The organism is Acinetobacter sp. 18QD2AZ41W (genome assembly GCF_009829025.1).
GTDB lineage: Bacteria > Pseudomonadota > Gammaproteobacteria > Pseudomonadales > Moraxellaceae > Acinetobacter > Acinetobacter pseudolwoffii.
Genome location: NZ_WURP01000038.1, coordinates 1 through 3,378 on the forward strand (window position 1 = coordinate 1; position 3,378 = coordinate 3,378).

4 protein-coding genes and 1 pseudogene are annotated in these 3,378 nt (G+C 39.9%); 2 read left to right on the forward strand and 3 right to left on the reverse strand.

The annotated features are described in order from the left end of the window. Positions 1–163, forward strand: a 163-nt coding sequence (locus GVV58_RS14990; protein WP_171502655.1) for a transposase domain-containing protein, incomplete at its 5' end; no start/stop codon positions are given. Between the two features lie 140 nt (positions 164–303). Here GVV58_RS14990 and GVV58_RS14995 read toward each other — a convergent pair. From GVV58_RS14995 to GVV58_RS15005, 3 genes are all read right to left on the reverse strand, one after another. Further along, complete coding sequence (locus GVV58_RS14995) at positions 304–798, reverse strand: flavin reductase (RefSeq protein WP_005093807.1); 495 nt, start codon at positions 796–798, stop codon at positions 304–306. Positions 799–896: 98 nt separating this feature from the next. After that, complete coding sequence (locus tag GVV58_RS15000; protein ID WP_004733166.1) at positions 897–1,940, reverse strand: methionine synthase; 1,044 nt, start codon at positions 1,938–1,940, stop codon at positions 897–899. 50 nt (positions 1,941–1,990) lie between these two features. Beyond that, a complete protein-coding gene (locus tag GVV58_RS15005; RefSeq protein WP_159138861.1) occupies positions 1,991–2,974 on the reverse strand; it encodes a putative oxygenase MesX in 984 nt (327 codons plus the stop codon). A gap of 273 nt (positions 2,975–3,247) precedes the next feature. Between GVV58_RS15005 and GVV58_RS15010 the strand changes: the two are divergent. Further along, positions 3,248–3,378 (forward strand): annotated as a pseudogene (locus GVV58_RS15010) (IS3 family transposase); the annotation flags it as partial.

The following is a 3,378-nucleotide window of genomic DNA, read 5'->3' on the forward strand; positions in this document are numbered from 1 at the left end:
CGGCCAACGAGCTGCCAATATCATGACTTTAATCCAGTCAGCAAAGCTGAATGGACTGGATCCGTATGCCTATTTAAGTGATGTGCTGAAAAGGCTGCCGACGCATAAAGTCACCCAAATAGAAGAATTACTGCCACACCGCTGGAAATCCGACCAAAATTAAAAAATAGGTATGGGGTTCAGCGGACGCTTACCCGACACCAAACAGCCCTGCTGCAAAACCAGCAAAAGCACCGATGACTAAAAAGGTTATAAGTTCCACAATAGACTAACTTTAAAAAATGAAAGGATTAAGGCGTTGAATTAAGCGTGTTCCAACTGACCCACTTGATGATAAGCACGGTTAAAATACACCAGGCTTTCTTCTTGATCGCTTTGTTGAACTTGAAGCACACGACACATGAAAATACTGTGTGTACCCACTTGCTGAATGTCCTGAATTTCACAGTCAAAACTGACCAAGGCATCTTGCAAAATAGGTGAACCAGTTTCCAACGCACTCCACTCACCTAAGTTGAAACGCTCTTCAGAACTGAATTTACTTGAAGCAAAAGCATTTGAAAGCTGTTCATGCTGAGTACTTAGTACGTTTACAGCCAAGACTTTATTTTCAACAAAATGGGCATGTGAACGGGAGGATTGATTCATACAGACCAATAACGTTGGCGGTGTATCCGTCACGCTACATACGGCAGATGCAGTAAATCCATGCATACCTGCTTTACTCGCAGTCGTAATAACATTCACTGCTGTGGTGAGTAAAGACATTGCATTTCTAAAGTCTGTTGCTTCAATCATCTCTTTCATCTCAAATGTACATATCACGTGCTCGTGCTTTAAGTAGAACAAATCATCTTGCAATAATTTGCCCCTGCTTCGCACGAGACTACGTTTGATTAAGCTTCTAGCTCTTTACGAACAATGGCAGCACCTGCGCTTAAAGCCTCAAGCTTGCCACGTGCAACTTGGCGAGAAAGTGGTGTCATACCACAGTTGGTTGAAGGATAGAGTTTATCTGCATCAACAAATTGAAGTGCTTTACGTAAGGTATTCGCCACTTCTTCTGCAGTTTCAACTTTGCTAGTTGCTACATCAATGGCACCCACCATCACTTTCTTACCACGGATCAATTCAATCAAATCCATTGGTACACGTGAGTTTTGGCATTCAAGTGAAATAATATCGAGCTTAGATTGTTGTAGTTTCGGGAATGACTCTTCGTATTGACGCCATTCATTACCTAAAGTTTGTTTCCAATCTGTATTGGCTTTAATGCCGTAACCATAGCAAATATGAACTGCAGTTTCACATTTTAGACCTTCAAGTGCACGTTCTAAGGTTGGTACACCCCAGTCATTCACTTCATCAAAGAATACGTTAAACGCAGGTTCATCAAATTGGATAATGTCTACGCCTGCTGCTTCAAGTTCTAAAGCTTCTTGGTTCAAAATTTTGGCAAATTCCCAAGCCAGTTTTTCACGGCTCTTGTAGTGTCCGTCAAAAAGTGTATCAATCATGGTCATTGGACCAGGCAACGCCCATTTAATTGGCTGACTGGTTTGGCTGCGTAAAAATTTCGCATCGTCTACAAACACTGCTTTTTTACGAGAAACTTCACCCACAACTGAAGGTACACTTGCATCATAACGATTACGAATACGCATGGTTTCACGCTTTTCGAAATCTACACCTTCAAGATGTTCAATAAACGTGGTTACAAAGTGCTGACGGGTTTGCTCACCATCACTCACGATATCGATACCTGCAGTGACTTGCTCATGTAATGATAATTTCAAAGCATCACGTTTAGCTTCTAATAATTCTTCGCCTTCAAGCTTCCATGCAGACCATAATTTTTCAGGTTCAGCTAACCAAGACGGTTTTGGCAAGCTACCCGCAGTTGAAGTTGGGAGTAAAAGTTTCGGTTGTGTAAGCGCCATGTCTAATCTTCTTTGTCTAAATTCGTAAATCTGTTTATCAATTTAATGGATTAAGCAGCTGTTTCGACTTCGAAATTTGCAGCCCATTCATTTAAAATGTCTTGATAAGGCTTAATGAAGTTTTCTTCCGTCCATTTACCTTGTTTAACTGCAAGCTCACCACGTTCCACACGGTCATAGACCACACGTGTAAGTGAATAATCGCCATAGCTTAGACTTGGTTGATACACCACACCTGCAGGAGAGTTGGTGTTGTAAATTTCAGGACGATAGATCCGTTGGAAACTTTCCATGGTCGCAATAGCACTGATCAATTCAAAATCAGTATAATCACGGACTAAATCGCCAGCGAAATAGAATGCTAATGGTGCATTACCACCTTCTGGTTTAAAGTAGCGTACACGTAAACCCATTTTGGCAAAATATTCATCGGTACGTGAATATTCATCATTTTTGTATTCCACACCCAAAATAGGATGTACGTTGGCTGTACGGAAATACGTTTTAGAGGTTGAAACGCTTAAGCAAATGACAGGTTGTTTTTTAAATTCTGCTTTAAATACATCTGAATTGACTAAATGTTGATAAAGCTTGCCATGTAGATTGCCAAAATCTTCAGGTTTTTCACCTACACCACAACCCAATTGTGGCAATACCACGCTGAAGTCGTAATCACGCACATAAGATGAGAAGCTATTGCCGATCATGCCTTCAATACGCTCACCTGTTTGATGGTCAATCACAACACTTTTAAGTGTTTCAATAAATGGGAAAGTTTGACCATTACCTTCAATATCAATTTCCGCAGAAATAATGTCAATCTCAAGTGAATAGCGATCACCTTTCGGGTTATCAACGGTTGCCAAGCTATTAAAACGGTTGTTGATCATCGCAAGGGTACGACGCAAGTTTTCTTCACGGCTTTCCCCACGTGCCAAATTGGCAAAGTTTGTGGTTAAACGTGTGTTTTCTGCTGGTGTATAATTCTCATCAAAACGGATACGTTTAATTGAACACTCAAATGCTGTACTCATGGAGATTGCCACCTAAAAATTTTATAAAAAGTTAAATTTCTGAATGGCTATATTTAAACGTGAATAAGAAAGTGAGTAAAACGATATAAATTCAGCTTAAGATGAGAAATACTCATCTTAATAAATTAAAGATGCTGAGGATTTTTAGTTATTCAGTAAGCTAAGCGGCTATCTAAAATCTTTATCTGAAATTGGTAATGTTTTTTGCAACTCTACCAAAGATAGAACCGTACCGGGTTTGTCGGAGACTCAATATTCTGAGAGACTATTCCGATGACAAAATTAAAATATACCCCTGAAATCAGAGAAAGAGCGGTTCAATTACTAATTGAATCTGAAAAAGATTATCCTTCTACTTGGGCTGCAATCACAGCAATTGCGCCTAAGATTGGTTGTACTCCTGA